Raw genomic sequence first — 26,725 nt, 5'->3', positions numbered from 1 at the left:
GATGAAACAAAACTTTGGACCCGTAATCGGCCAGGGAACCTGCGTCGCCTAAACGGTCAGCCACGCAGGCAATACGCCCGTCGCAGTCCTCGCGCATCCAAGACCTCGGCGGTGCACTTGGCGCACCGCTACCGGTGATAGCGGCACATCACTGCGAGTTTTTGTCAGCTGGCCTACCCGCCCATCACCGGTCATCCACCACGACACGGCAGGGTTCCACAAACGGTCTGACGACACCACCGGGCAAGTATGCTGGCCTAATGAGAATCGTTGGGATGATTTTTGGTGTAGTCACCATCTGTATTTACGCGGTTTACGGCGCAATCAGCGTGAATGATTGGGCCGTGACCGCTGCAAGCAGGTTGCCCCTGGACACGACGATCGCCGAAATGAACCGGGCCGGACAAAATTACTCGACGAGCGGCGGCATCATTTTTGCCGTGCTGGGTATCTTGCTGGCGCTCGCTTGGGGTTACTTCGTTTCATCTCAACGCCTGAAGATCCGGCCGTGGGCTGCTGTCGCCACATGGGGAGCCATCATCATGCTGGGTGCCCCAGCCTACTTTTTCGCGTCCTTCGCTAACCTGAACAACGTTGGCGACACGTTCTACGATTGGAATTCCGAAGCCGCCTTCGCCGTGGGAATGCCGCTGTATATCGTCAGCGGCCTGGCGCTAGTGCTCGCGGGAGGCGCTCTGCTCCTTGGCCTGCTGCGGCCCAGGACACGTCTAGGAAGCCTGCCAGACGGTCATTGACGCTCAAGCCAGTCGCTAAAGGTTTCAATCCCGCGTTTCGCTGAGGGTCCTGGGAGTATTCCGCCATCACGCATCGCCTTGCCCATGGCACCTGGCAGAGGAATCTCGATGACCTTGGGTGATTGGTTGTGTTTGGCCAGATACTGTGCGAAAAGCTCGGGCATCCACTCTTCACGGGGGCCCGCCAAATCGTCAACAACGCCCGCCGCCGGCTGCGTCGCCAGGTCGACCAGGGCCCGGGCCACCTCGCTGCCAGCGATGGGCTGCAGGCGCATTTTAGGTGCCATCTGCACCGGTCCCGCAGAAAGCCGGTTGATATTCTGGCCCACAAATTCGTGAAACTGGGTGGTGCGCAGCAACGTGTATCCACCAGGCAAAACACGCAACATCCGTTCCTGCGCCGCTTTCCCAGCGTAGTAGCCTGAATCGATTTGGGCGGCGCCCACAATGGACAGGGCCACATGGTTCTCCACCCCTGCCTCGCGGCCGGCGATCAAAAGATTCGCGGTGGATTGGGTGAAGTATCGCATGGACGTTGAAGCGCTGGTTGTCGACGAGCCGGACACGTCAATGACCGCCTGGCAGTCAACCAGCCACTGACGCACCGAATGCTCGTTGGTCAGGTCGCAACCCGCCGAACGCGACAAAACCACCGCCTCGTGTCCCGCGTCGCCAACCTTCTGGACAACCTGTTTGCCAATGACTCCGGTACCGCCAGCGACCGCGATTTTCATACTGGTTCCTCACCCTTTTGACGATTGGTTCCTACGTGCCATGCTTCCATGCTCTGCAGTTGTTTGTAAGGGCATCGGCGTATTGATCGCTTAAGTTTTCTTCGTGCGAACCCACCGGGCAAGAGGAAAGGCCCACATCAACCGTGACAGTTGATGCGAGCCTTTCCGAAGTATTGTGTGAGTGACGCAGGAACGAGTTAGGAAACGAACTCTTCCATGTCCACATCCGTAGTGTCACGGGTCATGAACAGTGCAATCAGCGTCAATACCGCACCGATGGCAAGGTAGATGCCAACACCCACGGTGTTGCCGCCACCGGCATTCCACAGCGCGATGGCCACAAAGGAAGCCGGTGCCGCACCAATCACCGAAGACATGTTGTAGGCAACTGCCGAGCCGGTGTAACGCACGTTCGACGGGAACAGCTCCGGCAGGTAGGCAGCCATCGGACCGAAGGTCAGACCCATCAGGGTGAATCCAACAATCAGGCCGGCCATGGCCGCGCCCTGGCCCGGGCCGAAGAACAGCGTCCAGGCGGCACCGAAAACTAGGATTCCAGAGGTAACCCAGATCAAGAATTTGCGGCGCCCGAACTTCTCGGCCAACGGCCCGGAGACGACGGTGAAGATACCGAAGAACACCACACCGATGATCAGCATTGTCAGGAAGACCGGGCGGTCGATTCCCAGACCGGGGACGAAGCCAGCCGCATCAAAAACCTTGCCCTTGGCCTCGGCCGCCGCACGGGCGGCTTCCTCGGTGGCCGGAGCCGTGCCATAGGTCAGCGTGAAGGAAGTCATCAGGTAGAACAGCACGTAGGTGGCCACCATGATGAAGGTTCCAGCGACAACCGGGCGCCAGTGGTATTTCATGGTCGCCTTGAACGGCGACTTGAGGACCTTGTCCTGCGAAACAACCTTCTGGAAGGACAGCGATTCAACCAGTTTCAGGCGAACCCACAGGCCGATAACGACCATCACGGCGGAGAAGTAGAACGGGATGCGCCAGCCCCAGTCCTGGAATTGCTCCGCGGTCAGCGAGGTCTGAAGGACCACAAACATGACGTTGGCAATGATGAAACCGACCGGTGCACCAAGCTGCGGGAAGGTTCCATAAACGGCGCGCCTGTTTTTCGGTGCGTTCTCGGTGGCCAGCAGCGCGGCCCCGGACCACTCGCCACCCAAGGCAAGTCCCTGGGCGAAGCGCAACAGCACCAGCGCCAGCGGAGCCAGCACGGTCCACATGCCGGCCGCCGGAGGAAGGAAACCGATCAGGACCGTGGAGATACCCATCAGCAGCAACGAGGCCACCAGGGTTCCCTTACGGCCCAGCTTGTCTCCGTAGTGCCCGAAAACAATGGAACCCAGGGGGCGGGCCAGGAAGGCCACCCCGAAGATGGCAAACGAAGAGAGGATTGCGTTGATGGTTGAAGCGTTCGGGAAGAACAGCTGCGGGAACACCAGCACCGATGCGGTGGCATACGCGTAGAAATCGAAGAACTCTACCGTTGTGCCGATCATGCTGGCGAACAGCACCCGGCCACGGGTATTCTCCTTTGGCGCTGCCGTGGGGTTAGCCTTCGACATGGAGGCGCCTCCTTTGAGATGAACAAGAAATGAATGTAACAATCCTAAACCCGCGTGACCAGCATGCGGATTTCGATGTCCACTATTTGGACATCAGATTCGGTTTCCTCAATTACTCAAGTTCGCTTTAGCCTACGACTTGCGTCGATTATGTTCGCCCGAGACTATGAGCGGCGGGCACAGTGACTCTAATCTCCTTTTATCAGAATCTAATCATCCTGTGAAGAGCCTGCCAACAAGTCAGATTTCATTCGCGTCACAAATGAGAAAAACCGCCAGCTTTCCGGGCATCGGAAAGCTGGCGGTTTTACCTGTTGCGTTCGGTTATTAGCCGTGCCGGTGCAAACGGCGCGCGGCCTCAGCCAGCGAGCCTGACAGCGACGGGTAAACGGTGAAGGTCTCCGCGACATCATCCACGTGCAAAGAATTCTGTACGGCGAGCGCCAGCGAGAAAATCAACTCGCTGGCTCGCGGAGCCACAACGACACCGCCGATCACGGTGCCCGACCCCTTGCGCGAGACGATCTTCACGAAACCCTGGTCAACGTTCATCATCTTGGCGCGAGCGTTGGTATTCAGGTCAACCTTGATGATATTTGCCTGGTAGCGCCCCTCGGCCACAGCCCGCTGGGTCACGCCAACGGTTGCGATCTCCGGCGAGGTGAAGATGTTGGAAGCCACCAGGTCGAGGTTCAGCGGTTTCACCGAATCACCGAGCAGGTGCGCAACCGCGATACGTCCCTGCATGGCCGCCACCGAGGCCAGGGCGAATACTCCGGTGCAGTCGCCTGCGGCGTAGATGTTGGTTGCGGTGGTACGGGATACCCCGTCAACCTGGATGTGCCCGGAACTGGTCAGCTGCACGCCAGCTTCTTCCAGCCCCAGACCCTCGGTGTTGGGGATGGAGCCGACAGCCACCAGGCAGTGGCTGCCTTCCAGCACCCGGCCGTCGGCAAGGGTTACGAAGACCTTCTCCCCCTTGCGCTCCACGCCCTCGGCGCGTGCCTGGGCAACTACGTTGACCCCGTTGGATTTGAAGACGTCTTCCAGCACACCGGCGGCGTCCGCGTCCTCGCCCGGCAGCACACGGTCGCGCGAGGAGACCAAGGTCACCTTGGCTCCGAGCAGGTTATAGGCCGAAGCGAACTCGGCACCGGTCACACCGGAACCGATCACGATCAGGTGCTCTGGCACCTCGTTCATGTTGTAAATCTGGGTCCAGTTGAAAATTCGTTCGCCATCTGGCTTCGCGGTGGGTAGTTCGCGTGGGTGGGCGCCAACCGAAAGCAGGATCGCGTCGGCTTCAACGGTCTGTTCGGATCCGTCGGGGCGGGAGACCAGCACCGTGCGGTTGTCGGTCAAACGGCCCTCGCCGATGATGATGCGCACGCCCGCGCGTTCCAGCGTGGTACGAATGTCACCGGACTGTTCCTTGGCCAAGTCCAGCAATCGGTGGTTGACCACCGAGAAGTCGGTCACCGCCGAATCCAGTCCATCCACGTGGACACCGAAGGTCTCGGCGTGCTTCACGCGACGCACCGCGTCTGCGGTGGCAATCAGGGTCTTGGACGGCACCACGTCGGTCAACACGGCTGAACCGCCCATGCCCGCACGTTCCACCACGGTGACATTAGCGCCCAGCTGGGCCGCGCCCATGGCAGCCTCATATCCGCCGGGGCCGCCGCCGAGAATTACCAATCGGGTTGCTTCATTCCTACGTTCTGCGCTCACGCATTCTATTGTTCACCATGGGCGGATAATGCGCACATCCTCGATGGAGGCGTTCGGGCGTGATTTTGGTTGTGAAGCACTAGTTTCACCTGACAAAGCGCCCCGCGGAAGGTAGCGTATTTCACGTGACTGATATCGATAATGACCCACAAGTTCTCGCGGCCCAAGCTGCCGCGGCAATCGCTGAGCAGACCGGCGTAGCAAAACACGACATCGCTCTGGTTCTGGGCTCCGGTTGGGGGCAGGCAGCCGAGCTGGTCGGTGAGACTACCCATACCCTGGATGCCACCACCATTCCGGGCTTCCATGCGGCTGCGGTGCCGGGACACAAGGGCACCATCTCTTCGATCCTGACCGAGACCGGCAAACGTGTGCTGGTCCTTGGCGCCCGCACCCACTTCTACGAAGGCCGCGGTGTGCGTGCAGTGGTGCACCCAATCCGTACCGCGGCGGCCACCGGCTGCACTCAGTTGGTGCTCACCAACGGTTGCGGTGGCCTGAATGAAAATTGGACCCCGGGTACCCCGGTGATGATTTCCGACCACATCAACCTCACCGCGTCCTCCCCTTTGGAGGGTGCAACCTTTGTTGATTTGACCGACCTGTATTCCTCACGCATCCGGGGTATCGCTCGGGAGGTTGACGCCAGCCTGGACGAGGGTGTGTACGCCCAGTTCACCGGACCTCATTATGAGACCCCGGCCGAGGTGCAGATGGCCAAACGTATCGGTGCCGATCTGGTGGGTATGTCCACCGCGCTGGAAGCCATCGCCGCACGCCATGCGGGCATGGAAATCTTCGGCATGTCGCTGGTCACCAACTTGGCCGCCGGCATCAGCCCGGTGCCTTTGAGCCACGAAGAAGTGATCGAGGCAGGCCAGGCTGCCGGCCCGCGGATCTCCAAGCTTCTGGCGCAGATCATCGCTCGACTCTAACCCTCTGCGGGGCGGCCCGAATCCGCTGGCTGCCCCAAAAAGTCAAGAGATGCGTGAACAATCGAAGCAGGGAGAAGCATGGTGAACAATTCCGGAGCGAATCAGCTGTTGGAGACCGCGGCGGCTTGGGCGAGCGCCGACCCGGATGAGGCGACCCGCGGTGAGCTGCGGCAACTGATTTCTCGGGCGGCCAACGAGCCGGCGGCGCTGGAGGATCTGGCGGATCGTTTCAGCGGTGTCCTTGAGTTTGGCACGGCCGGGCTGCGCGCCGAGCTGGGTGCCGGGCCGATGAGGATGAACCGCGTGGTGGTGCTGCGTACCGCCGCCGGGATTGCCCGTTTCCTTGAACGGCAGTCCGCTGGCGAGTACACCCCGAAGGTTGTGATCGGTTTTGACGCCCGCTACAACTCGGATGTCTTCGCCCGTGATTCAGCCGCAGTCTTCACCGCTGCCGGTTTCGAGGTCCTGCTGATGCCGGCACCGCTGCCGACCCCGGTGCTTGCCTGGGCGGTACGCCGGTTCGCCGCGGAAGCCGGGGTAATGGTCACCGCAAGCCACAATCCACCGCGCGATAACGGCTACAAGGTCTACATCGGTGGCCGGGCCGCCGATGACACCGGGCGCGGTGCACAGATCGTCTCCCCTGTTGACACCCAGATCGCCGAGCTCATTGACCATGAGCAGCCCGTCTCCGCCATTGCGCAGGCCGCCTCAGGGTGGCAGGTGCTCCCGGCGCCGGGAACCACCGCAGATATCGAAGCCGAGTACTTGGCGGCGATCGGCCCGGTTGTTGCACCGCAGCCCCAGCGCGATGAGCTTCGGGTGGTGGTCAGCGCCATGCATGGGGTGGGTGGACACACCATGCGCCAGGCGTTGCTGAATGCAGGATTCAGCGACGTGCACATGGTTGCGGCCCAGGAACATCCGGATCCGGATTTCCCCACGGTCAAGTTCCCCAATCCGGAGGAGCCAGGAGCCATCGACCTCTCCTTGGAGCTGGCTCGCGAGCTGTCCGCCGACCTGGTGATCGCCAATGATCCAGATGCTGACCGTTGCGCCGCCGCCATCCAGGACCAAGGTGTGTGGCGGATGCTGCGCGGGGATGAGGTGGGCTGGCTTCTGGGCGACCACCTGGCCACTGCCCTGCCCGAGGGGCGCAAAATGGGTAACTCCATCGTTTCTTCCCGCATGCTGGCGGCCATCGCCAAGGATGCCGGACGTGAACACGAAGAAACCCTCACGGGATTCAAGTGGATCTCCCGCGTGGAAAACCTGGGGTTCGGCTACGAGGAAGCGCTGGGTTATTGTGTCGCCCCGGATCTGGTGCGGGATAAGGATGGAATTTCCGCCGGGGTGATGCTTGCAGATCTAGCTTCCCAGTTGAAGTCTGCTGGCAGCAGCATCCCGCAGCGCCTTGATGAGTTGGCCGCCCGCCATGGGGTGCATGTGACCGACCAGTTGTCGTTGCGTTTCACCGATCTGGCGCAGATCCCGGTGCTGATGGACAAGATCCGCACCAATCCCCCGGCGAATTTGGGCGGCTCCGCGGTCAGCGAGGTGAGCGACCTCTCCCAGGGCTCAGACAAGCTCCCCGCCACCGATGCAATGGTCCTGCACACCTTCTCCGGGGCGCGAATTATCATCCGCCCTTCGGGAACCGAACCAAAACTGAAGTGTTATCTGGAAACCATTGAACCGGTGACCGAGATTTCCGAGGTCCCGCAGGCTCGCCTCGATGCCACCACCCAGGTTCTGGCCATCAAGGAGCAATTGGCCGCGTATCTGAACACCAACTGACTTTTCCTGCAGCATTGGTGCCGCAGCCGTTGCGGCACCACCAATTTGAGGACAACATGACTGAACTAAGCGCCCGCGAGATCGCTGGCTACATTGACCACACCCTGCTGGCCGCGAACGCATCGCGTGAGCAGATCGTAGAGATCTGCGCTGAAGCAAAAAAGTACGAATTCAAATCGGTCTGCGTGAACCCGCTGTGGACCTCAACCGTCGCCCGTGAATTGGCTGATTCGGGGGTGCTGACCTGTTCGGTGATCGGCTTTCCGCTGGGTGCTTCGGCCACCGCAACCAAGGTATTCGAAACCACCACGGCGGTTGCCGATGGAGCGAACGAAATCGATATGGTGATCGATATTGCGGCCGCCCTGCGCGGTGACCGCGATGCCTTGGTGAACGAGATCTTCGCCATCGCCCAGGCCGCCCACGACGGCGGTGCGATCTTGAAGGTCATCATCGAGACCTGCTTGCTCACCGAAGAAGCCAAGGTGCTGGCGTGCGAAGCGGCCAAGGCCGCGGGCGCGGACTTCGTTAAGACCTCCACCGGTTTCTCCACCGGCGGGGCGACCGTGGAAGATGTCGCGTTGATGCGCCGCACCGTGGGGCCCGAGATGGGTGTCAAGGCTTCGGGCGGGGTGCGCAGCGTGGAAACCGCGCGGGCGATGATCGCCGCGGGTGCAACACGGCTAGGTTCCAGCTCAGGAGTTGCTATCCTAGAAGGAGAGCAAAGCGGTTCCAGCTACTGAGCAACCGCACCGAAAAGTTCAACAAGGAGCAAAAGTGTACTCGAACGGCAAGAACACTGCCCATTCCGGTGAAGGTCGCCTGGTTGGCAACCTGGTCGCCTTCGTAATCTTCTTCGTAGCCTTCGTTGGCGCGTTGTACTCACTCTCGTTCTGGACCCTTGAGAACGCATGGCTTCCAACCATCGTATGCTTCGCGCTGATCCTGGTTGCCTTCGCGGTCCCAATGCACCTGATGACCCGGAGCACCAAGGCTGAAGAACTGGTTGCAGCCGCTTCCCAGTTCCAGAAGTAATAGTTTTCTATTGCAGCGGGCGGGCCTTCGGGCCTGCCCGCTGTTGTTTTAACCTGATGTTTTATCCAAGCAGTTTTATCCAAGCAGCTTTTTTGCCCAAACGATTCGTAAGCGCTCAGGCTTGTATATGGTTTCCCGCGAGGCTGGACAACAACGCAAGCTTGTCCGCGTCGGCGCTGCCGGGGCGGGCTGTATAGGTGGTGAGCTGCATTTCTGAACCGCGCTGGGTCGGGGTGCTCAGCGTTTGATAATAAAGCTCCAGTGGCCCAACCTCCGGGTGGTTCAGGTTCTTGAGCCCTTCATGGATGAATCGAATGTCGTGTTTGGCCCAGAGCTCGCCGAATTCCCGGCTCACGGTGGAGAGTTCACCAATGAGTTCACGCAGGGCGGCATCATGCGGTTCCCGGCTGGCTTCCACCCGCAGCAGGGCCGCCGTGGCATGCGCGCCGCCTTCCCAGTCGGCGAAAAATTCTTTGGCTGCGGGATCAAGAAAGTGGAACCGCGCGAAATTCACATAGCCGTGGGCTTTGGACGTGTCGCTGTCGAACATCGGTCGCAGCAGGGCCCGGCTGAGGTGGTTGGACGCGAGCATGTCCAGTCTCCCGTTGCGGATCAGCGCCGCCGAGCCGGTCATTGAGTCAAGCAGCCACTGACGGTGTTCGGCAGGCTGCTCCTGCGACTTCTTGCGGGTGCTGCGGCGGTAGGTTCCCCGCGCCGACTGGGCGAGTTCCAAGAGGTAGGTTCGTTCTTCCTCGCTGAGCTGCAAGGCGGTGGCTACCGCCTGGAGAACTTCAACCGAGACCCCGGCAATGTTCCCTTTTTCCAGCCTGGTGTACCACTCGGGGCTGACACCAGCTAGGACGGCAACTTCCTCGCGCCGTAAACCCGGGACTCGGCGTCGGCTGCCTTCGGGTAGTCCGACCTGGCCCGGGGTAATACGTGAGCGCCGGCTCGTGAGGAATTCCCTGATGTTGGCGCGGTCATTGCTGGACTCGTTCATAAGACCACGGTAAACCTTTAAAGCTGATTTAAGGGGGTAGAACATCTACCCCCTATAAACTCAGCCTTCTTTGCCGTCTTCGATGACGGTCTACTTGAATACGGAACTACTAGCACCACCTCAGAAAGAAGCTTTTGACCTTATCTTCCATCCACGACCAAAACCGTCAGGCCGTTGATTCCCAGGGGCCGGCACGGCTCCCGGTGCCGGTCTACCTTTTGGCTGTGGGGACCTTTTTGATGCTCACCACGGAATTCATTGTTGCCGGCATACTGCCGGATATCGCCGCCGATCTAAAGATCTCCCTGGCTGACGCGGGAACGCTGATCACCGTATTCGCCGCCGGAATGGTGGTGGGAGCCCCCACCATGGCCATGGCCACACGACGAATCTCGCCACGGTTGACCCTGATCCTGGCACTGCTGATCTTCGCGGCAGGCCACGCGATTGTCGCGTTATGCGCCAACTTCACGGTGTTGCTCGCCGCAAGATTTGTGACCGCGCTGGCTACCGGTGCTTTTTGGGCGGTGGCCAGTGTTGTGGCCGCGCGGTTAGCACCGGCCGGAATGACTTCCCGTTCGCTGGGTGTTGTTACCGCGGGAGGCATGCTGGCCACCGTGTTGGGTGTTCCACTCGGAGCATTTTTCGCTCAGCTGGCAGGTTGGCGCGGCTCCTTTGGCGCACTGGGTCTGCTGGCCCTGGTGGCCGCAATCCTCATCTGGCGCGGGTTACCCGAAATTCACACAAGTAAGCATCACGTCCCACTGCGTGCAGAATTTGCGGCGCTGCGCTCAAAACGGCTCTGGCTGGCTTTAGCCGCCTGCGCAACCACCACCGGTGGTGTGCTGGCCGCGTACTCCTACGTTTCGCCGTTGCTGACACAGACCGCCGGTTTCCATGCCGGAACCGTTCCCTGGATCCTAGCTGTTTTCGGAATCGGCTCCTTTATCGGAACCCTCCTAGGCGGACGGGTCGGCGACAGGCACCCCCACATGCTGACCGTCATTGTCCCGACATTCACGGTGCTGTTCCTGACCACGATGCTGCTCACCGCTCATAGTCCGCTAGTCCTGGTGCTGGCCCTGACGGGTCTGGGCCTTGTGGGACTCAGCGCGAACCCCGTGCTGATCTCCCTGGCCCTGCGCTACGCCAAAAATGCACCGACCCTGGGGTCGGCCCTCAGCGTCGCCGCGTTCAACCTCGGAACCATGGCAGCCTCGTGGTTCGGTGGCCGAAGCCTTGAATCACCGCTCGGAATGCTCGGCCCGATCGTTTTGGGCATCGCCAGCTCGGTGTTGACACTCATTCCAGTGTCCGTCTTGGCCTGGCGCGCGCGAACTGCTTATCTGCGGCAACCGAATGCCGCAGACACCTCCGCAAGCTAAATTCTCAATATCTCGATTGAAAAAGGAAATCATGACACAACTTGTCAGCACCCGTCTTGTCACTGCCTACGCAGCGCCCGCTGCGGCCGCGCCCTTGGTTGCCACACAAATTGAACGACGCGCCGTCGGTGCGCACGATGTACTGATAGAAATCAAGTACTCGGGAATCTGCCACTCGGACATCCATACCGTTCGCGGTGAATGGGGTGAACAGTCTTTTCCCTTGGCTCCAGGACATGAAATTGTTGGAGTTGTCACCGAAATCGGAGCAGAGGTCACCCGACACCAGATCGGTGACACCGTAGGCGTAGGCTGCATGGTCAATTCCTGCGGGGAGTGCGACTATTGCCTGGCAGGCGACCAGCAGTACTGCCGCCAGGGCATGGTGGGAACCTACGGAGCCGTTGACCGGGACGGCAGCACCACCCAAGGCGGGTATTCGACCCACGTGGTGGTCACGGAAGATTTTGTGCTGAGCATTCCGGAAGGCATCAACCTTCAGAACGCGGCCCCGCTGCTGTGCGCCGGGATCACCACCTATTCCCCGCTCAAACGCTGGGGCGCAGGAGCTGGCCGAAAAGTTGCAATCGTTGGGCTGGGCGGTTTGGGGCACATGGCAGTGAAAATCGCAGCTGCCATGGGCGCTGAGGTCACCGTGCTCTCACAAACCCTCAGCAAGCAGGAAGACGGGCTTCGACTGGGTGCAACCCACTACTACGCAACCTCAAACCCGGAGACCTTCAAAGAGCTGGCCGGAAGTTTCGACCTCATCTTGAACACCGTCAGCGCTCCCTTGGAGATCAGTTCCTATCTTGGACTGTTGCGGGTGGATGGAGCCATGGTGAATGTCGGCGCACCGGCCGAACCACTGCCGGTTAATGCCATGGCACTGATTGGTGGACGTCGCTCATTTGCCGGCTCCATGATTGGCGGCATTGCCGAAACTCAAGAGATGCTGGATTTCTGTGCGGCACACTCGCTGAGCGCTGATATCGAGCTCATCTCCGCCGAGCAGATCAATGAAGCCTACGAACGGGTACTGTCATCTGACGTACGCTACCGTTTTGTGATCGACACCGCGACCATGGCCTAAAGCCAGGGCACCGAGTATGCAGGTCGGGCCGGCAATGAACTTTTGACGTTGCCGGTCCGGCCTGCGGTGTTTAACCTTTCAGCCACCTGCGGCTCACGAACTCACCGAAGTTCGTGAGCCGCAGGGCAATTACTTCTTACCTTCTGCCGGCGGGGTTGGTTCAAAGATCGCGTAGAGCAGCTTCTCGGCCCATTCCAAGATCGCCTCATCGGCAAGATCGCGGCCCCCCACCGGAGAAGTTTTCGGTTTCGGAATGAAGATTGAGTTCAGGGCAGGTTTGTTGGCGGAGCCCGGATACAACCGTTCCAAACGTACCTGGCGGCTGGCCGGCAAATCCTCGATCTTCGCCGGTGCCACCTTGATGTGGTTGCCCACTTGCTGAATATCGTGCAGTCCCGCCGCGCGGGCGCGAATCCGCAGGGCCGCAACACGCAAGAGGTTTTCTACCGGCAGCGGAAGTTTGCCGTAGCGGTCTTCCAGTTCTTCGCGGACCTCAGCCAACGCTTCATTACTCTCTGCAGAGGCGATGTTTCGGTACGCTTCGAGGCGCAGCCGCTCCCCCGGAACGTAATCGTGCGGCAGGTGCGCGTTGACCGGTAGGTCAATTTTCATTTCGGTGGCTTCTTCTTCACCTTCACCCTTGTAATCGGCAACTGCCTCACCAACCAAGCGAAGGTACAAATCAAAACCGACACCGGCAATGTGACCTGACTGCTCGCCACCGAGCAGGTTGCCTGCCCCGCGCAGTTCCAAATCCTTCATTGCCAACTGATAGCCCGAGCCCAGTTCGTTGTGCGCGGCCACGGCCTTGAGCCGCTCCAAAGCTACCTCACCCAACGGTTTTTCGGCGTCCCAGAGGAAGTAGGCGTAGGCGCGTTCACGTCCACGGCCCACGCGACCGCGCAACTGGTGAAGCTGCGAGAGGCCGTAGTTATTGGCCCGATCCACAATCAGGGTATTGGCGTTAGAAATATCTAGGCCAGTTTCAATGATGGTCGTGGAGACCAATACGTCGAATTTCTTTTCCCAGAAGTCCTGAATGATCCGTTCAAGGCGCGATTCGCTCATCTTTCCATGGGCAACTTCAACCCGTGCTTCCGGAACCAACTCGCGTAGCTCCGCAGCCACCCGGTCGATGGAAGAGACCCTGTTATGCACAAAAAAGACCTGGCCGTCGCGCATGAGCTCTCGCTTGATCGCGGCGCTAATCTGCTTGTCGCTGCGCGGCCCTACGTAGGTCAGCACCGGGTGACGTTCTTCGGGAGGGGTCGCGAGCGTTGAAGTTTCGCGGATACCGGTTAGCGACATCTCCAAGGTTCGTGGAATCGGGGTCGCACTCATCGCCAGCACGTCCACGTTGGTGCGCATCTTCTTTAGCTCTTCCTTATGCTCCACACCGAAACGCTGTTCCTCGTCGATGATCACCAAACCCAAATTTTTGAACTCAACGGATTTGGACAACAACCGGTGGGTGCCGATAACGATATCTACGCTGCCTTCTTTGAGCCCGGCCAAGATATCCTTGGATTCCTTGGCGGTTTGGAATCGTGAGAGTGTTTTCACTCGAACAGGGAAGCCCGAGTAACGCTCGGTGAAGGTCTGGTAATGCTGGGAAGCCAGCAGTGTGGTGGGCACCAGCACCGCGACCTGTTTGGAATCCTGAACCGCCTTGAAAGCCGCGCGTACGGCAATTTCTGTTTTGCCGAAGCCCACGTCACCGGAGATGAGGCGATCCATCGGGATCTCCTTCTCCATGTCGGCTTTGACCTCATTGATCGCTGTGAGCTGGTCAGGGGTTTCAATAAAGGCAAAGGCCTCTTCAAGTTCACCCTGCCATGGGGTGTCACCGGCGAATGCGTGTCCACGGCTGGCCATTCGCGCGGAATAAAGTTTGATCAGATCTCCGGCAATTTCTTTGACGGCCTTGCGTGCTTTGGACTTGGTACTGGCCCAATCCGAGCCACCCATCTTGGACAGGGTCGGGGCCTCGCCACCCACGTAGCGGGTGATCATATGAAGTTGATCCATGGGAACAAAAAGCCTGTCCCCCGGCGCACCGCGTTTGGAGGAAGCGTATTCAACCACCAGGTATTCACGTTTCGCGTCCGCACCAGCACCATTGACCTTGCGCGATACCAATTCAACAAACTTACCGATACCGTGCTGCTCATGCACTATGAAGTCCCCTGCCTGAAGGCTCAGGGGGTCCACGGCATTTCGTTTGCGTTTGACCGTAAGCTTGCGAGACTTGCGATTCGGGTAGGCGCTGGAACGGCCCAGGAGGTCGGCTTCGGTCAGCAGCCCGGTTTTCAACTCGTCAAAAACGAAACCACGACCGGCAGCGGCCTGGGTGATCTCAATGAGTCCAGCGGTTGGTTCCTCAGTGAGGTTCTCAACCCGATGCGCCGGAATCTTGTATTCCCCAAACAGCTCCGAGAGGCGAGCAGCGGGGCCGGGTCCCTCGGTGGCCACCACCAGACGCCACCCATCCGCTACTCGAGACGCGATAAATTCCATCATTGACTCGATGTCGCCCTGGTAGCCGTGCGGCTCGCGGGCCGGCACACGGATCGTAGCGGCGCCGAGCGCCAGTTCTTCATCGGCTCCCAGCGAGGTAACCGCCCACCATGACACCTTGGCTTGGCGTGCGTGCTCAACGGTCTGGGCCAGTGAGGCAAAATCGCCTGACTCTAGTTTGCGCCCGGACTCTGCGGTGCTCAGGTCCAAGGGCGCGTTGGCTCCGTCGGAGGCCGAAGCCCACGCAGCGGCCAAGAACTCGGCGTTGGTTTCATTCAGATCGTGGGCGCGCGCACGCACCCGTTCTGGTTCCATGACTAGGGCAATGGAGGATTCGGGAAGGAGCGAGAGCAGTGGCACCATTTCATCAACCAGCAGTGGAGCCAGTGATTCCATTCCTTCTACCGCGATGCCGCCAGCTATCTTGGTGAGCATCTCGGTGGCGGCAGGAAAGTTTGACTTGAGATTCGCTGCCCGGCTCATGACCTTCGGGGTGATCAGCATTTCGCGGCAGGGTGTCGCGATGATCGAGGTTGGTCCGGCGCCATCGTGGGAGCGCTGGTCAGCGATGGAGAAGTACCGCATCGAATCGATTTGATCTCCGAAGAAATCTACACGGACCGGATGTTCCAAGGTTGGTGGGAAAACATCGATGATTCCGCCACGCACCGCAAATTCACCACGGTGGGTCACCATATCCACGCGCGCGTAGGCGGCACCTGCCAGCTCACGAATGACTGTATCAAAACCGGGCTCGGCGTCTAGTTCCAAACTGACCGGGCGCAGTTCACCCAGACCAGCAACCAATGGCTGCAGCACTGCACGAATCGGCGCAATGATGACCTTCAGGTCCGGATCGCCATCATGCAGGCGGCGCAGCACTTCCAAGCGCCGGCCGACGGTGTCGCTGCGTGGGGAAAGACGCTCGTGAGGAAGGGTTTCCCATGACGGGAATTCGGCAATGTGTTGTGGCGGAAGGTAGGCAGCCAGCGAGGCCGAAACATCTTCGGCTTCGCGTCCGGTGGCAGTGACAATCAAGGTGACCGCTCGCTCATGCCCCTGAGAAAGACCTTGGCTAATGTGCGCGCCGAGAATGGGACGCATGCCTTGCGGAGCGGCGATCTCCAGCTCTTCGCTCCGCGTTGAAAAACTTTGCGACGCGCCCTGACGGATACGGCGGAATGATGATTCTTCGCGCAGGAAATCATGAAGTCCAACTAGGCTCATGCGGCTTTCGTGTCCTCTCGGGCAAGTTATGGGTCAACACGCCAAAGGTGTTGAGCCCGGTATGACACCACGAACACCGACCGCTTAGCTACTAAGCGGCCGGACACGATGCCAATATTTTGTTTTGGTGCTTTCCTAGCCTACCTAATCGAGGTGAACGGATAGGGTTAGGAGTGTCCATTACCTGGGACCGGTAATCGCCGGCTGCCCGGGCCGCCCAGATTTCTAGATTGGGATATTCATTCATGGCATTGAACGCAAGCACTCAGATCGCACACCCAGCCGATCAGGTAATCGCCACCTTGGCAGACCGCGGCTTCGCTGAGCACCTGACCTCGCTGGCCAACGGCACCCTGCAGGACTTCACCGTCAGTGGTGATACCGCCGGAGCTTTCACCCTGACCACCGTTCGCGCCATGCCCACCGACCGTGTGCCGGACATTGCCCGCAAGTTTGTCGGTGCCTCGATCCAGGTGACCCAGGTTGAGCAGTGGAGCGCTCCGGATGCGGCAGGTAACCGTTCGGCAACGGTGAAGATCGATGTAGCCGGTGTACCTGTATCGGTCTCGGGAAGCGAAAAGCTGACCGCTCAGGGCGAGACCACCGAATTCGCCATTGAGGGGAAAGTCTCCTCGTCGATCCCATTCATTGGTGGCAAGCTGGCCTCGGCAGCTGAACCGTACCTCGGCAAGGCCCTGAACTTGCAGGCTTCTCAGGTTAACGCCTGGCTTTCAAAGTAGGAATCCGACGGTAGTCGAAACGTCTGAACACCGATCCCCGGACCCGCTGGTTTGCAGCGGTTATCCGGGGATCAGTGTTTAGGGCCGTTTCATGCGTTAGGGTTGGTATAGGTGTGCCGGGAAGTCTGGTCGGCGTGACATGTTCATTTAACGAAAAAGCGAGTGCAACACATGCCCAACACCCCAACGTCGGGTTCATCTAAGAACCTGTTTTCCCGACCTAGCTACAGCGAATCCGTACGTATTGGAGATATCCTGCGTAAGGAGACCGTCGGCGGTCTAGTACTGATTGTCGGTGCGCTACTCGCCCTGATCTGGGCCAATACACCAATCCGCGAGTCCTATTTTGCGTTACGTGATTTCCATTTTGGTCCCACGTTGTTCGGTGTTGATCTGAATCTGTCCGTTGGACATTGGGCGGCAGACGCGCTGCTGGCGGTGTTCTTTTTCCTCACCGGTTTGGAGTTGAAAAAAGAATTTGTCATCGGCGATCTCCACAACCTCAAAACCGCAGCGGTACCTGTGGCCGCTGCTTTTGGCGGCGTTGCAGTCCCGGCATTAATTTTTGTCGCCATCGCCTCGCTCTCCGGTGGCGGTGAACTGATGCAAGGTTGGGCCATCCCGACAGCCACAGACATTGCTTTTGCGGTGGCGGTCTTAGCGGTGATCGGCTCGTCCTTGCCAACCGCATTACGCATTTTTTTGCTGACCTTGGCCGTCGTTGATGACCTGATCGCGATTGTCATCATCGCAGTTGTTTTCACCGACGACCTCAAACTGGGTTATTTGGCCCTGTCATTGATCCCAATCATCTTGTTCACTGTGCTGGCACGCACCCTGGGCAAATTTTTTGCCACCCGTTTGTGGGCCGCCTGGGTCATCTTGTTGCCGCTGGGCGTCATCACTTGGATCTTCGTTTTCGGTTCAGGTATCCATGCAACGATTGCCGGCGTGGTCTTAGGTTTCTGTGTTCCGGTAAAACGCACCGACGGACGTGAGGGTGTCGGTCTAGCCGAGCAGTTCGAACACCGTTTCCGCCCGTTGTCTTCAGGTTTCTGTATTCCGGTCTTCGCGTTCTTCGCCGCTGGCGTGACTGTCATTGCCCCCGATTCCGGCAGTGGCGGTTTGCTCTCGGATCCGGTCTTCTGGGGAATCGTGCTGGGTCTGGTGCTGGGCAAGCCGATCGGTATCATGGGCTCCACCTGGGTGCTGACGAAATTCACCAAAGCGTCCTTGGACAAGGATGCCAAGTGGGGTGATCTCTTTGGAGTCACGCTGTTGGCAGGTATCGGTTTTACCGTTTCGCTGTTGGTTTCGGAGCTTTCCTTTGGCCTGGAATCCGCACACTACGAACATGCGAAGGTTGCCATCCTGGCAGGCTCCTTTGTTGCTGCGATCCTCGGTGCCCTATGGCTAGTTCCTCGCAATCGCCGTTACAAGCAGATCGCCGCCCGCGAGAGTCGCGATGATAATCATGACGGCATCCCGGATGTTTACCAACAGGATGACAACAACTAACTACTGATCGCCTGTTGAATCAAAACGTCACCCGTTCCTCTGGAGCCGGTGACGTTTTGTTGTACTTTTGACGTTACGCCGCTTGCAGCATGGCGACTTCGGTGGCCACCCAGGCGAGCATGGCGCATTTGACGCGCGCTGGGAACTTAGAGACCCCGACAAAGGCCACAGCGTCCTCCAAGACCTCTTCATCAGGTGTCATGGCGCCTTTGGAACGCATCATTTCGCGAAAGACTTCGAGCTTGTCCAGGAACTGTTCACGGGTGAGCTCTGGCAGCATTTCACTAAGGACTGAGGCAGAGGCCATGGAAATTGAACAGCCTTCACCTTCCCAGCTCATCGAGGTGAATTGTTCGCCATCCAACTCCACACGCACGCGAATCTGGTCGCCGCAGATGGGATTATGCTGGTGCGATTCACCGTGGCGGTGGCCGTCAGCAGGATCAACAAGAGGCGAGCCAATGCGGCGCTTGGAATGGTCAAGTATGACCTGCTGGTAAAGCTGATCGAGTTCGTTCACTTTAGACTCCAAAATATTCGCGCACCGAAGCCACTGCCTCGATCAAGGCTTTGATATCTTCTTCGGTGTTATACAGATAGGTGCTGGCACGGGTGGTTGCAGTGACTCCCAGTGCGCGGTGCAGCGGCTGTGCACAGTGGTGGCCAACACGTACCGCAATGCCTCGTGAATCGAGGAACTGCCCAACGTCGTGGGGATGCACTCCAATAACTTCGAATGGCACGGTACCGATACGTTTGGCATCAACCGGTCCGAAAACGCGGACCCCTTCCAGCTGCGATAGCCCCTGGTACAGCATGCTTCCAAGGTGCTCTTCCCACACGGCGATGCGGTCCATGCCGATTTCGTCCAAGTAGCTGGCTGCGGTGGCCAGGCCGTGAACCTGGGAGGTCCGTTGGGTGCCGGCTTCAAAGCGTTGCGGGGCTGGGAGGTACTCGGCATGCTCCATATCCACCACGGTGATCATGGAGCCGCCGGTAAGGAACGGCGGCATCGTGTTCAGCAGTTCTTCTCGGCCGTAGAGTGCGCCGATCCCAGTGGGACCGAGCATCTTATGCCCGGAGAATGCCATGAAGTCCACGTCTAGGGCCTTGACGTCCACCGGCAGGTGTGGAACTGACTGGCAACCGTCCAAGACCGTTAATGCGCCAACCTTGCGGGCAGCATCCACAAATCGTTTGGTGTCGGTGATGGTCCCCAAGACGTTTGAGACATGGGTAAAGGCCACGAGCTTGGTGCGCTCGGTAACCAAGGAATCAATCAGGTCGTATCGCAGCGAGCCGTCTTCGGCGATCGGGACATAGCGCAAGGTGGCACCGGTACGGAACGCGAGTTCCTGCCACGGAATCAAGTTTGCGTGGTGCTCGAGTTCGGTGGTGAGGATTTCGTCACCCGGACCGATTCGGAAGCGCGCGGCTGCTTCTCCCCCACGTCCCAGCGACGCATTGGAAATCGAGTAGCTGATCAGGTTGAGCGCTTCGGTCGCGTTGGAAGTCCACACGAGCTCGTTCGTATTGGCTCCGATAAACTTCGCCACAGTTTCGCGGCCTTGTTCAAAAATGTCCGTGGCTTCAACAGCAAGAGTGTGTGCACCGCGGTGCACCGCCGCATTGGCGTTCTCGTAGTAGTGCTGTTCTGCTTCATAAACGCACCGGGGCTTCTGGCTTGTGGCACCGGAGTCCAGGTAGACGACATCGGTGCCGTTGACCTGGCGCTCAAGGATCTCGAAGTCCGCCTTGATCCGTGCTACCTCTTTGGCGGTGAGCGCTTCAGTCGCTCCAGTTTGACCAGTCATGGTGTGCACAGGTCCTCCGAGTTATCGTCGTGAATCACCCCGCACTCAGCCGTCAGACCAGCTTCTATGCGATTAGGCAATAGGTACATTAGGTAATTATTCCACTCCGCTACTCGATACACACCTAAGCTAGTCCTTAGTAAGTTCTGCCTTAAGGTTGCTGACGCGGAGTTCGAAAACAACCTGCAGGCAACCCCTGCGACTCGACGTGCAGGTCACTAAGGGTGGTGACAGTAACCCGCATCCAGCGGATTTTTCCGAGGTGCGTGCGCTGATACGTCTTCAACCGCGTTGCGGTGAACAGATCCTTGAACGTGAACACGCGGGAAGGACATCGTCAACGATGCGGGGATGCATCCCCGAACGGCCACCGGGCTACGTGGAGAACCTCTCAAAAATTGTTGCGTTCTGTGACGAAAACACCTGTGACTCTCAAGTAAGCGATTCGGTATCGGCGGCAATCGGCTCCCCCGCAGTTCTCAACGACGGCGCGAGCAAGAAGGTAGCGACACCAACGATCATCAGCGCACCCAAGCCCCAACGTAAACCGATGCTGTTGGTGACGGTGCCAATGATTGGGCTTGTCGCCAAGAACCCCACCCGCATGAGCCAGCTGACAAGCGTGACCCCAGCGCCTTCAGTCACCCCGGGAATTTTTGCCGCGGCACTCAGCGCACTTGGCACGAGGGTCGCCGAACCATACCCGGCCAATGCAAGCCCCAGGAAGAGCAAGAGGGTGTTTCCGGTTGTGGCGACCACCAAGATCCCACCGGTCGCCGTGAGCAGTCCCCCAAGACGTGCAACAAGTGATGATCCGTAACGCTGGATCAGCAGATCCCCGGTGAAGCGCCCAACACATTGACTGCCCACCATAACCGAGTACACCACACCAGCGGTTTGCGGAGTTAACCCGCCAATTTGAACTCCAGCCATGGCGGCCCAGTTGTTCGCAATATCCTCGACAACGGTTCCGCAGATCGCAATCACGATCAGCGGAAGTGAAGCTAGGAAAACCAAACGGAAAAGTTGCCGGCGGGAGTGTGACCCGGCATTGTTTTTTGTCTCAAGGTCCTGGCGGCTTGCTGACTGGCCAACCAATAATCCGCCGGCGGTAACCAAAACGACACAAGTCACAGCGACGAGAGCGAGATAACTGCGCATATCCATGAATCCTGACGCGGCCACTGCAGTGGCGAGCAGTCCACTTAACAGTGCTCCCAAACTCCACAGTGCGTGCATTGAGGACAAGATGGATCGTTGGACCGTGTCTTGTACACGAATTCCCGCAACGTTTTGCGCGACATCAACGATCGCGTCGAAAAACCCCGCAAGGAAAATACACAGTGCGAAAGCCCATCCGGTGCCAGCCCAAGCTGCACCAGCAATAGCCAGAGCCAGCAAGAGGGTTCCGGCAATCGCCACCTTAATCGCCCCGAACCGGGCAATCAGTGGCGCTGGAAGCGCTGAGGAGAGGAGCGCGCCGACGGCAAATGACGCAACGATGAACCCAAACTCGATAGAGCTCAACCCTAACCGTTCAGCGACCAGCGGATACCACGGGAGCAGTGCTGCGAAAATCGCTCCATTACTTGCAAACATCATGCCGACGCCGAAGGGCGCCCGAAGTTTTGATTTGATCTGAGTTGCCATATGAGCAATTTATGTATCAAAATGATCACATGCAACGATCAGAACGGCTCCGAATGATCATTAGGATCGTTGACGCCGGTGCGCGAAGTGTTGGTGATCTTGTCGAGTTAACCGGATCTTCAGCGATCACCATTCGCAGGGATCTCATGGAACTCGCCGAACAGGGAGCGCTGCGTCGTGTGCGCGGCGGCGCCGCACCTGCCGTCGCACGAGGGTCGGAGTATCCCTTCGACCTTCGTCAGGCAGAGTCCACGGAAACAAAACGGGCGCTTGCGCAACTTGCCGCAGCACAGATCACTGCGGGCGACTGCGTTGTTATTGATAGTGGCACCACCGCGCTGGCTGTCGCCCATGAACTGGCCGGGACCGGCATTACGGCAATGGCTCTCTCCCTGCGGGCCGCCGCGGCGCTCAATCGTACACCTGGCAACGAAGTAATCGTTCCCGGCGGCACCATCGGCTACGACGATCTGTCTTTCACCGGTGCATCAGTGGCGGACGCCGTGACCGCCATGCGATTCGATACGGCAATCATTGGAGCCTGCGCGGCGGATCCAGAGAATGGGTTAACCGTTGCGCAGTGGAATGACGCGCACATGAAACGCGCGATCCTCAAGGCCTCCCGGCGAATTATTTTGGTGGCGACGGCAGACAAGTTCACCCGCACCGCGGCGCATCGATTCGGTGAACTGTCCGATGTGGACATGATCATCACAACTGCCGACGCCCCACCAGCTGTTCTGTATGAAGCGCGCACGCAAGGCATCGAAGTGCTGCTCGTTTAGAGGGCTGCCGCGACAGCGACCGGTGGAATCGAAGCTGGCCTCGCAACATGAGGGGAAGACATTTTTCACACACTTCTAAGAAATCGCCCCGGAACCGGAGTCCGGGGCGAGCCTGAAACACTTAGGCGGTGTGGAACTTGCCTTGAGCTGCTTCCAGCCCCTGGGCCATCAACAGTTCAACGGCGTCAGCCGCATTGTCGATCAAGAATGGCAATGCCTGCTTTTCTGACTTAGAAAAGTCTTGGAGCACCCAGTCAGCCGTGTCCATCCTGCCAGGAGGTCGCCCGACGCCGGTGCGTACCCGCAGATAGTCTTTGGAACCCATGGCCTTGGAGATATCGCGCAGCCCGTTGTGGCCGCCTTCTCCCCCACCGCGTTTGAGTTTGATGGTGTCGAAGGGTATGTCGATCTCATCATGGACCACAATGAGGTTCTCAACGCCAAGACCGAAGAACTTCGCCAGGTTGCCCACCGGACCACCGGAAAGGTTCATGTAGGTCATCGGTTTGGCCAGCACCACACGCGGACCGCCCACCCCCAGTCGCCCCTGGATAACTTGGGCCCGGGAGGCATGGGTCTTGAATTTCGAACCGGCGCGTTTGGCCAGCTCATCGAGCACCATCTGCCCGACATTGTGCCTGTTGCCAGCGTAGCCGGGCCCGGGATTCCCGAGCCCGGCTACGAGCCAATTGTCACTACTCATGATGCTTAGCTAAATGCCTGTTGACAATGCTTAGGCAGCGACCAGCAGGTCCAGGTGATCAACGGTGCGGTTAAGCGCGTGGATCTGGATTTCCTTGATGGTTGCCTTAACTTCGGTGCCCTCGATGTTCAGGACCAGCTCAACACCGCGGTCGCGAACGGCCAGGGTGGTTTCGCGGCCTGGCAGCAGAACGTGCTGCGGCTCGGAGCCTGCACCGTAAATTACTGCAGGGATCTGGCCGGCGCGGCGTGCCTGGCGGGAAGCGCCCTTACCGAAATCGGTGCGTACAACGGCGTCAAGGTTGACAGATGCCATGATGGTTCTCCTTAGGGAATAATTGCTTCGTTTAGGCCCTTGCGTGGACTCGGGAAGCAACCAACATCTAAGAGATGCAAGAGCTTTTCCGGCCTTGTCGATAACGGTCCCACCATCACTGGTGTTTCCCTCGCCTGGGCACAATCAATAATTTTAGCAGTTCCCCGCACCAGCACAAAAACCTGTTGCGCAGAACACAGGCACTGGTTGGCTCCTCACGGTAGCGTTGAGTGCAACCAGCAATCAGGATCAACCGCCACGCCAGGCGGAAAGGAAATCCCATGGCCTCCAAAGCACCTGCAATGTCGCCGTCCGATCTTCCCCTTGGGCCGGTGCTGGATCGCGCCTCCGGTCCCCGGCGTGCCGAGGTGGATCAACTAGTTGAGCTTTTTCGCGAGCTTTCAGGCGCTGAGCCGGTCGTCTGGGCGGGACGAATCCTAGGATTCGGGCAATACGAGTACCGCTATGACTCCGGACGCGGTGGTATTGCGCCGCTTCTGGCGTTTGCGCCGGGCCCAAGCAACCACACCATTTACCTGGTCACCGACTTCGCCGAGCGCTGGCCCGAACTGATGCAACAGCTTGGAAAACACCGCAGCAGCAAAGTGTGCCTCTATCTGACCAGGTTGTCCTTGGTGGATCAAAAAATCCTGCGCGAACTCATTTTTCGTTCGCAGCAGGAGACGCTATCCGAGAGTGCACTCTAGGGTTTAACGGCCGTTGGCCGGCACCCCCAAGGGGTACCGGCCAACGGCTTTGCGAAACGAGGGCTGCTAGGCGCGGCCGTCGAAGAGGTTCGTGACCGAACCGTCGTGGAACACCTCGGAGATCGCGCGAGCGAGCATCGGGGCGATCGAAAGCACGGTGAGGTTCTCGAATCGTTTGTCTTCCGGAATCGGCAGGGTGTTGGTGACAACAACCTCGCGGGCACCGCATTCAGCCAGACGCTGCGCGGCAGGATCGGAGAAGACTGCGTGGGTCGCGGCGATGATCACGTCTTTGGCGCCGGCTTCCTTCAGCACACGCACGGCTCCGGCGATGGTTCCGCCGGTGTCGATCATGTCATCAATCAGGATCGCGGTGCGGCCTTCAACCTGACCCACCACGGTCTTGGATTCAGCCTGGTTCGGCACGGTGAGGTCGCGGGACTTGTGCACAAATGCCAGCGGCGCACCGCCCAAACGCTCGGCCCACTGTTCAGCCACGCGGACGCGTCCGGTATCAGGGGACACCACGGTGACTTCGTCCACATCAACCTTGGTCTTGATGTAATCGGCAAGCAGCGGGAAACCGAACAGGTGGTCAACCGGGCCGTCAAAGAAGCCCTGGATCTGCGCGGTGTGCAGGTCGCAGGTGATCACGCGGTCCGCGCCAGCGGTCTTGAACAGGTCGGCAACCAGACGTGCCGAGATCGGCTCGCGGCCACGGCCCTTTTTGTCCTGGCGCGCATACGGGTAGAACGGTGCAACCACGGTGATGCGCTGGGCGCTGGCGCGCTTCATCGAATCAATCATGATCAACTGTTCCATCAGCCAGTTGTTCAGCGGGGCCGGGTAGGACTGGATCAGGAACACGTCCTTGCCGCGCACCGACTCGTCCGAACGTACGTAGATCTCGCCGTTGGCGAAGTCATACGCGTTCAGTGGAAGCAGTTCGGTGTTCAGGGCCTTGGCCACTTCGACCGCCAGCTCCGGGTGTGCGCGTCCGGACGCCAGAACCAGCTTTCGGTCGACGTTATGGCTGAGTTCACTCATGGTTATGTCTTCTCGCTCGCTTCGCTATCACAAATGAGGTGTACTGAGGAAAATGTATCCGTACCGGACTACTCGGAAACCGAGGAGTTCAGCGAGGATTTGAACGCGGCGTCAGCCGAAGAAGTACCGGGACGTTTTTCCAGCGTCCAGCCCTCGGTGTTGCGCTGCGGAGCCACGGACAGTGCCAAGGCACCGGCCGGGACGTTTTTGCGGACGACTGCGCCGGCACCGGTGTAGGCGCCGTCCCCGATTTCCACCGGGGCGACAAACACGGTATTCGAACTGGTGCGCACATGCGAACCGATCTTGGTCCGATGTTTCTTTTCGCCGTCGTAATTCGCGGTGATGTTTCCACAACCAATGTTGGTGAACTCACCGATTTCAGCATCCCCGGCATATCCAAGGTGCGAGAGTTTGGAACCGCGACCAATGGTCACGTTTTTGGTTTCATAGAAGGCGCCGATCTTGCCGTCGGCGCCCAAATCGGTGCCCGGACGCAGGTACGCGAACGGACCCACCGAGGCTCCGTCGGCAATCCGCGAATCGGTGGCGTCGCTGCGTTTGATCGTTGCACCCTGGCCCACCACGACGTTAGTCAAGGTGGTGTCCGGGCCGACTACCGCGTTGGAGCCAATGATGGTTTCACCGTGAAGCTGGGTGCCTGGCTTGATGGTGGCATCCTGGCCGATCATGACCTCAGCGTCGATCCAGGTGGTGGCCGGGTCCACAATGGTGACACCCTGGCGCATCCAGAATTCGTTGTGGCGCTGGTTGTAGATGCGGGCAAGGTTGGAGATCTGCACCCGGTCGTTGGCGCCTTCGATCTGCCAACGGTCATCAATCCGGGAGGAAGCCACACGGCCCCCGTGCGAGCGGGAGATCGCCAACACGTCGGTCAGGTACATTTCGCCCTGCGCGTTCTCGGTGGTGACTTCACTCAGCGCCGCGCGCAGCAGCTGTGCGTCGAAAGCGTAGATACCTGAGTTGATTTCCTTGATGGCCAGCTCCGCTGGCGAAGCGTCCTTCTGCTCGCGGATCCCGGAAACATCTCCGTTGGCATCACGCAGGATCCGGCCGTAACCGGAAGGGTCATCCAGCTCGGTGGTCAGCACGGTCACCGAATTGCCCTTGGCCTCATGGGTGGCCACCAGATCCAACAACACCGCGCTGGTGAGCAATGGCACATCGCCATAGGTCACTACGACGGTTCCCTCAAGCTGCGGATCAATGACCTCAAGACCCTGCTGCACCGCACGGCCGGTCCCCGGGATCTCATCTTGATCCGCGATGGTGACGCTGGGGAACTGGTTCAGGATATGCTCGGCAACCAGGTCGCGCTGGTGGCGGACAACGGCAACAAGGTTTTGCGGTTCGAGCGCCGAGGCCGCATGCAACGCATGGGAAACCATGGAGCGACCTGCAATTTCATGCATGATTTTAGGTTTAGCCGATTTCATTCGGGTGCCTGCGCCGGCGGCGAGGACGATAACGGCTACGGGTGCGTTGACCTGATCGCTCAAGTTGCTTTTCTCCTGCGGGTCGCTTCGGGGTTTTGGGCAGTGAAGAAAACCCCTACGACAGTCTATCGCGCGCACCGGGAGCATCCGAACTTTAATACCAAGAAAGCGTCGCAACAGCGACGCTTGGAAAG

At 59.1% G+C, this 26,725-nt stretch carries 23 protein-coding genes; 11 read left to right on the top strand and 12 right to left on the bottom strand.

Going from position 1 to position 26,725, the window contains the following annotated elements; all coding sequences use genetic code 11:
• The first annotated feature begins 260 nt into the window (after positions 1–260).
• Positions 261–755: a hypothetical protein gene (locus tag ACIOWL_RS05935; protein WP_400382639.1), complete on the top strand. Its 495-nt coding sequence runs from the start codon at positions 261–263 to the stop codon at positions 753–755.
• Here ACIOWL_RS05935 and ACIOWL_RS05930 read toward each other — a convergent pair.
• The 3 genes from ACIOWL_RS05930 to ACIOWL_RS05920 all read right to left on the bottom strand — a co-directional run bounded on the left by ACIOWL_RS05930 (position 749) and on the right by ACIOWL_RS05920 (position 4,806).
• Complete coding sequence (locus ACIOWL_RS05930) at positions 749–1,489, bottom strand: SDR family oxidoreductase (RefSeq protein WP_400382637.1); 741 nt, start codon at positions 1,487–1,489, stop codon at positions 749–751. The two genes, ACIOWL_RS05935 and ACIOWL_RS05930, sit on opposite strands and share 7 nt — an antisense overlap.
• A 197-nt stretch (positions 1,490–1,686) precedes the next feature.
• Positions 1,687–3,075, bottom strand: a complete 1,389-nt coding sequence (locus tag ACIOWL_RS05925) for an MFS transporter (RefSeq protein WP_400382635.1) — start codon at positions 3,073–3,075, stop codon at positions 1,687–1,689.
• 327 nt (positions 3,076–3,402) lie between these two features.
• Positions 3,403–4,806, bottom strand: a complete 1,404-nt coding sequence (locus ACIOWL_RS05920) for an NAD(P)H-quinone dehydrogenase (protein ID WP_400382633.1) — start codon at positions 4,804–4,806, stop codon at positions 3,403–3,405.
• Between the two features lie 125 nt (positions 4,807–4,931).
• On the opposite strand from ACIOWL_RS05920, the gene ACIOWL_RS05915 reads away from it, so the two are divergent.
• The 4 genes from ACIOWL_RS05915 (at position 4,932) to ACIOWL_RS05900 (ending at position 8,573) form a co-directional block, all read left to right on the top strand.
• Positions 4,932–5,741 (top strand): purine-nucleoside phosphorylase, encoded by an 810-nt coding sequence (locus ACIOWL_RS05915; protein WP_400382631.1) that lies wholly within the window; start codon positions 4,932–4,934, stop codon positions 5,739–5,741.
• 78 nt (positions 5,742–5,819) lie between these two features.
• Positions 5,820–7,538, top strand: coding sequence for a phospho-sugar mutase (locus ACIOWL_RS05910; protein WP_400382629.1), 1,719 nt, complete (start codon positions 5,820–5,822; stop codon positions 7,536–7,538).
• A gap of 56 nt (positions 7,539–7,594) precedes the next feature.
• Positions 7,595–8,281 carry a deoxyribose-phosphate aldolase gene (deoC, locus tag ACIOWL_RS05905; RefSeq protein ID WP_400382627.1) on the top strand — a complete coding sequence of 229 codons (687 nt, stop codon included), beginning with the start codon at positions 7,595–7,597 and terminating at the stop codon, positions 8,279–8,281.
• Between the two features lie 34 nt (positions 8,282–8,315).
• On the top strand, positions 8,316–8,573 hold the full coding sequence (locus ACIOWL_RS05900; RefSeq protein ID WP_400382626.1) for a hypothetical protein: 258 nt from the start codon (positions 8,316–8,318) through the stop codon (positions 8,571–8,573).
• A 115-nt stretch (positions 8,574–8,688) separates the two neighbouring features.
• Here ACIOWL_RS05900 and ACIOWL_RS05895 read toward each other — a convergent pair whose 3' ends face one another.
• Positions 8,689–9,573 carry a helix-turn-helix transcriptional regulator gene (locus ACIOWL_RS05895; RefSeq protein WP_400382624.1) on the bottom strand — a complete coding sequence of 295 codons (885 nt, stop codon included), beginning with the start codon at positions 9,571–9,573 and terminating at the stop codon, positions 8,689–8,691.
• 134 nt (positions 9,574–9,707) lie between these two features.
• Between ACIOWL_RS05895 and ACIOWL_RS05890 the strand changes: the two genes are divergently transcribed.
• Together ACIOWL_RS05890 and ACIOWL_RS05885 are read left to right on the top strand one after the other, a co-directional pair.
• Entirely contained in the window at positions 9,708–10,958 is a 1,251-nt protein-coding gene (locus tag ACIOWL_RS05890) for an MFS transporter (RefSeq protein ID WP_400382623.1), read from the top strand.
• Positions 10,959–10,989: 31 nt separating this feature from the next.
• Positions 10,990–12,051 carry an NAD(P)-dependent alcohol dehydrogenase gene (locus tag ACIOWL_RS05885; protein ID WP_400382621.1) on the top strand — a complete coding sequence of 354 codons (1,062 nt, stop codon included), beginning with the start codon at positions 10,990–10,992 and terminating at the stop codon, positions 12,049–12,051.
• Positions 12,052–12,180: 129 nt separating this feature from the next.
• Here ACIOWL_RS05885 and mfd read toward each other — a convergent pair whose 3' ends face one another.
• Positions 12,181–15,795, bottom strand: coding sequence for a transcription-repair coupling factor (gene mfd / locus ACIOWL_RS05880; protein WP_400382619.1), 3,615 nt, complete (start codon positions 15,793–15,795; stop codon positions 12,181–12,183).
• A gap of 245 nt (positions 15,796–16,040) precedes the next feature.
• On the opposite strand from mfd, the gene ACIOWL_RS05875 reads away from it, so the two are divergent.
• Together ACIOWL_RS05875 and nhaA are read left to right on the top strand one after the other, a co-directional pair.
• The gene (locus ACIOWL_RS05875) at positions 16,041–16,535 is read left to right on the top strand and encodes a DUF2505 domain-containing protein (RefSeq protein WP_400382617.1); all 495 of its coding nucleotides are present in this window, start codon (positions 16,041–16,043) and stop codon (positions 16,533–16,535) included.
• Between the two features lie 171 nt (positions 16,536–16,706).
• Positions 16,707–18,053, top strand: a complete 1,347-nt coding sequence (nhaA, locus tag ACIOWL_RS05870) for a Na+/H+ antiporter NhaA (RefSeq protein ID WP_400382616.1) — start codon at positions 16,707–16,709, stop codon at positions 18,051–18,053.
• A gap of 73 nt (positions 18,054–18,126) precedes the next feature.
• Here nhaA and sufU read toward each other — a convergent pair whose 3' ends face one another.
• From sufU to ACIOWL_RS05855, 3 genes are all read right to left on the bottom strand, one after another.
• Positions 18,127–18,573 carry a Fe-S cluster assembly sulfur transfer protein SufU gene (gene sufU / locus ACIOWL_RS05865; protein ID WP_400382614.1) on the bottom strand — a complete coding sequence of 149 codons (447 nt, stop codon included), beginning with the start codon at positions 18,571–18,573 and terminating at the stop codon, positions 18,127–18,129.
• 1 nt (position 18,574) lies between these two features.
• Positions 18,575–19,867 (bottom strand): SufS family cysteine desulfurase, encoded by a 1,293-nt coding sequence (locus ACIOWL_RS05860; protein WP_400382612.1) that lies wholly within the window; start codon positions 19,865–19,867, stop codon positions 18,575–18,577.
• A 432-nt stretch (positions 19,868–20,299) separates the two neighbouring features.
• Positions 20,300–21,517 (bottom strand): MFS transporter, encoded by a 1,218-nt coding sequence (locus ACIOWL_RS05855; RefSeq protein ID WP_400382610.1) that lies wholly within the window; start codon positions 21,515–21,517, stop codon positions 20,300–20,302.
• A 29-nt stretch (positions 21,518–21,546) separates the two neighbouring features.
• On the opposite strand from ACIOWL_RS05855, the gene ACIOWL_RS05850 reads away from it, so the two are divergent.
• A complete protein-coding gene (locus ACIOWL_RS05850; RefSeq protein WP_400382608.1) occupies positions 21,547–22,302 on the top strand; it encodes a DeoR/GlpR family DNA-binding transcription regulator in 756 nt (251 codons plus the stop codon).
• 121 nt (positions 22,303–22,423) lie between these two features.
• Here ACIOWL_RS05850 and pth read toward each other — a convergent pair whose 3' ends face one another.
• Positions 22,424–23,005, bottom strand: a complete 582-nt coding sequence (pth, locus tag ACIOWL_RS05845; RefSeq protein WP_400382606.1) for an aminoacyl-tRNA hydrolase — start codon at positions 23,003–23,005, stop codon at positions 22,424–22,426.
• Positions 23,006–23,035: 30 nt separating this feature from the next.
• Entirely contained in the window at positions 23,036–23,320 is a 285-nt protein-coding gene (locus ACIOWL_RS05840) for a 50S ribosomal protein L25 (RefSeq protein ID WP_400382604.1), read from the bottom strand.
• A gap of 281 nt (positions 23,321–23,601) precedes the next feature.
• Between ACIOWL_RS05840 and ACIOWL_RS05835 the strand changes: the two genes are divergently transcribed.
• The gene (locus ACIOWL_RS05835) at positions 23,602–24,027 is read left to right on the top strand and encodes a DUF1801 domain-containing protein (protein ID WP_400382602.1); all 426 of its coding nucleotides are present in this window, start codon (positions 23,602–23,604) and stop codon (positions 24,025–24,027) included.
• Between the two features lie 66 nt (positions 24,028–24,093).
• Here ACIOWL_RS05835 and ACIOWL_RS05830 read toward each other — a convergent pair whose 3' ends face one another.
• Positions 24,094–25,074, bottom strand: a complete 981-nt coding sequence (locus ACIOWL_RS05830; RefSeq protein WP_400382600.1) for a ribose-phosphate diphosphokinase — start codon at positions 25,072–25,074, stop codon at positions 24,094–24,096.
• 68 nt (positions 25,075–25,142) lie between these two features.
• On the bottom strand, positions 25,143–26,594 hold the full coding sequence (glmU, locus tag ACIOWL_RS05825) for a bifunctional UDP-N-acetylglucosamine diphosphorylase/glucosamine-1-phosphate N-acetyltransferase GlmU (protein ID WP_400382598.1): 1,452 nt from the start codon (positions 26,592–26,594) through the stop codon (positions 25,143–25,145).
• Between the last annotated feature and the right edge of the window lie 131 nt (positions 26,595–26,725).

Source organism: Glutamicibacter sp. NPDC087344 (assembly GCF_044744225.1).
Classification (GTDB): domain Bacteria; phylum Actinomycetota; class Actinomycetes; order Actinomycetales; family Micrococcaceae; genus Glutamicibacter.
This window is presented reverse-complemented; position numbering and strand designations above follow the sequence as displayed.

Excerpts from the sequence above, each read along its gene's own strand:
- ACIOWL_RS05935 (WP_400382639.1), top strand. The coding sequence starts at position 261 with ATGAGAATCGTTGGGATGATTTTTGGTGTAGTCACCATCTGTATTTAC.
- ACIOWL_RS05930 (WP_400382637.1), bottom strand. The coding sequence starts at position 1,489 with ATGAAAATCGCGGTCGCTGGCGGTACCGGAGTCATTGGCAAACAGGTT.
- ACIOWL_RS05925 (WP_400382635.1), bottom strand. The coding sequence starts at position 3,075 with ATGTCGAAGGCTAACCCCACGGCAGCGCCAAAGGAGAATACCCGTGGC.
- ACIOWL_RS05910 (WP_400382629.1), top strand. The coding sequence starts at position 5,820 with ATGGTGAACAATTCCGGAGCGAATCAGCTGTTGGAGACCGCGGCGGCT.
- deoC (WP_400382627.1), top strand. The coding sequence starts at position 7,595 with ATGACTGAACTAAGCGCCCGCGAGATCGCTGGCTACATTGACCACACC.
- ACIOWL_RS05895 (WP_400382624.1), bottom strand. The coding sequence starts at position 9,573 with ATGAACGAGTCCAGCAATGACCGCGCCAACATCAGGGAATTCCTCACG.
- ACIOWL_RS05885 (WP_400382621.1), top strand. The coding sequence starts at position 10,990 with ATGACACAACTTGTCAGCACCCGTCTTGTCACTGCCTACGCAGCGCCC.
- mfd (WP_400382619.1), bottom strand. The coding sequence starts at position 15,795 with ATGAGCCTAGTTGGACTTCATGATTTCCTGCGCGAAGAATCATCATTC.
- ACIOWL_RS05875 (WP_400382617.1), top strand. The coding sequence starts at position 16,041 with ATGGCATTGAACGCAAGCACTCAGATCGCACACCCAGCCGATCAGGTA.
- nhaA (WP_400382616.1), top strand. The coding sequence starts at position 16,707 with ATGCCCAACACCCCAACGTCGGGTTCATCTAAGAACCTGTTTTCCCGA.
- ACIOWL_RS05860 (WP_400382612.1), bottom strand. The coding sequence starts at position 19,867 with ATGACTGGTCAAACTGGAGCGACTGAAGCGCTCACCGCCAAAGAGGTA.
- ACIOWL_RS05855 (WP_400382610.1), bottom strand. The coding sequence starts at position 21,517 with ATGGCAACTCAGATCAAATCAAAACTTCGGGCGCCCTTCGGCGTCGGC.
- ACIOWL_RS05850 (WP_400382608.1), top strand. The coding sequence starts at position 21,547 with ATGCAACGATCAGAACGGCTCCGAATGATCATTAGGATCGTTGACGCC.
- pth (WP_400382606.1), bottom strand. The coding sequence starts at position 23,005 with ATGAGTAGTGACAATTGGCTCGTAGCCGGGCTCGGGAATCCCGGGCCC.
- ACIOWL_RS05840 (WP_400382604.1), bottom strand. The coding sequence starts at position 23,320 with ATGGCATCTGTCAACCTTGACGCCGTTGTACGCACCGATTTCGGTAAG.
- ACIOWL_RS05835 (WP_400382602.1), top strand. The coding sequence starts at position 23,602 with ATGGCCTCCAAAGCACCTGCAATGTCGCCGTCCGATCTTCCCCTTGGG.
- ACIOWL_RS05830 (WP_400382600.1), bottom strand. The coding sequence starts at position 25,074 with ATGAGTGAACTCAGCCATAACGTCGACCGAAAGCTGGTTCTGGCGTCC.